This window comes from Pelomonas sp. KK5 (assembly GCF_001984095.1).
GTDB lineage: Bacteria > Pseudomonadota > Gammaproteobacteria > Burkholderiales > Burkholderiaceae_C > KK5.
Window position 1 is genome coordinate 1 of record NZ_LYVQ01000421.1, and the last position, 2,334, is coordinate 2,334.

The window sequence follows — 2,334 nt, forward strand, 5'->3', positions numbered from 1 at the left end:
GCGACGGTGGGCGGAGGTGGCCAGGGCGGCGGCTTCTCCAGCATCCAGGCCAGCGCGCTGAGCACCGTCTCGAAGTCCGACGTCTGGGCGGAAGTGGAGGACTCGCTGCGCACCCTGCTGGGCTGCCAGATCCCGCGTGCCTTGCCGACGCGGCAGTCGGGCGGCGGCGGTGGTGGAGGCGGCGGCAACGCGGGCGGCAGCGCGAGCGGCAGCCAGGGCAACGGCTCGCGCGCCGACGTCAACTTCAGCGGCGACAGCCAGCTGAGCGAGCGCGCCCGCGGCGTGGACGGCTGCACCGACGGCCGCGCGCTCACCGTCAACCAGATGAGCGGCACGGTGCTGGTCCGCGCCATGCCCCGCGAGCTGCGCCAGGTGGAGGGCATGCTGCGCGCCATGCAGCTCAACATCGAGCGCCAGGTCATCATCGAGGCCAAGATCATCGACGTGGTGCTGAACTCGGGCGCGCAGCAGGGCATCGACTGGGCGGGGCTCCACTACAACCTGCATCGCATCTCGGTGGGCGCGAACACCGACACGATGCTCGCGCCCGGCTCCATCATCCGCGGGCAGCCGATCACCGGAACGGTGAACGGCAAGGACGCCAACGGCAACTCGACGAGCGCCACCTACACGGCCGCCACCGTCGCCAATCCGGCCGGCGGAATCCTGGACGGCACGACCCTGTCCCGGCTGCTCGGCGCCGGCACCGGGATGGGCCTGGCCATCCAGGGCGCGCAGTTCGCCGCGCTGATCAACTTCCTGCAGACCCAGGGCGAGGTCCACGTGCTGTCCAGCCCGCGCATCGCCACGCTGAACAACCAGAAGGCGGTGCTCAAGGTGGGCGCCGAGGAGTCCTTCGTGACCAGCATCACCGGCGGCACCAGCACGCTGACCAGCGGCACGTCAACCAGCACGGCGCCGACGCTGAACTACCAGCCCTTCTTCTCGGGCATCGCGCTGGACGTGACGCCGCAGATCGACGAGCTGGACCGCATCACGCTGCACGTGCACGCGCTGGTGAACTCGATCTCCGAGAAGTCCAAGATCGCCCTGCTGACGACCAATGCGCCGTCGGTGCCCTTCGCCGTCAACAGCATCAGCGAGACCGACAGCGTGGTGAAGACGCAGGACGGCCTGATGGTGGTGATCGGCGGCCTGATGATGGAGACCTCCAGCGACAACCGCGCCAAGGTGCCGCTGGCCGGCGATGTACCGGTGGCCGGCACGCTCTTCCGCAAGGGCGACCAGGCCACGAGCAAGCGCGAGCTGGTCATCCTGCTGAAGCCGACGGTGGTCAAGGACGAGCGCGACTGGACGCGCGACATCAGCGACGCCGAGAGGCGCATCACCGAGATGAACCTGCGCAAGGACCGCAAGGCGCAGCAGGACTGAGGAGGGCCGACCATGTACCTCGAACACTTTGCCCTGCGCGAGCTGCCCTTCAGCATCACGCCGGACACCAGCTACTTCTTCGCCTCGGGCAGTTCGCAGGAGGCGCTCAACACGCTGCTGATCGCGGTGCGCACCGGCGAGGGCTTCATCAAGATCGTCGGCGAGGTGGGCACGGGCAAGAGCCTGCTGTGCCGCAAGCTGATGGCCAGCCTGGGCGAGGAGTACCAGGTGGCCTACATCCCGAACCCCTACCTGGAGCCGCTGGCCCTGTTCACCGAACTGGCCGCCGAGCTGGGGCTGGAGCCGCCGGAGGGCGGCCCCGGCGCGCCGCCGCCGACGCATCTGCTGGTCAAGCTGATCAGCCAGCGCCTGCTGGACATCGCGGCCGAGGGCCGCTTCGCCGTGGTCTGCCTGGACGAGGCGCAGGCGATGCCCGTCGAGACGCTGGAGGCGCTGCGCCTGCTGACCAATCTGGAGACCGAGAAGCGCAAGCTGCTGCAGGTGGTGATCTTCGGCCAGCCCGAGCTGGAGGAGAAGCTGGATCACCCGTCGGTGCGCCAGCTCAAGCAGCGCATCGCCTTCGACTACCGGCTCGGGCCCTTGTCGCGCGCCGAGCTGGGCTACTACCTGCACCACCGCCTGGTGGTGGCGGGCTACCGCGGCGGTCCGCTGTTCACAGCGGCGGCGGTGCGGCTGCTGCGGCGGCGCACGCGCTGCGTGCCGCGGCTGGTCAACATCGTGGCGCACAAGGCCCTGCTGAGCGCCTACGGCAAGGGACGGCGGGCGGTGGGGGCCTGGGACGTGCTCTCGGCCACGCAGGATACGGCGGCGACCCGAAGCGCGGCAGGGTGGCAGGACCGGGCGGGGCTGCTGCTGCTTGTCGCCCTGAGCCTGGTGGTCGCGACCTACGGATGGATGGTGCCTCGATGAGCCTGATCAACA

At 69.7% G+C, this 2,334-nt stretch carries 2 protein-coding genes; both read left to right on the plus strand.

What is annotated here, in order from left to right; all coding sequences use genetic code 11:
• Window positions 1-1,392: hypothetical protein (locus B0W88_RS31220; RefSeq protein ID WP_077038352.1), on the plus strand; the 1,392-nt coding region annotated here is incomplete at its 5' end.
• Window positions 1,393-1,404: 12 nt separating this feature from the next.
• Complete coding sequence (locus B0W88_RS31225; RefSeq protein ID WP_077038353.1) at window positions 1,405-2,322, plus strand: ExeA family protein; 918 nt, start codon at window positions 1,405-1,407, stop codon at window positions 2,320-2,322.
• The last annotated feature ends 12 nt before the right edge of the window (window positions 2,323-2,334 follow it).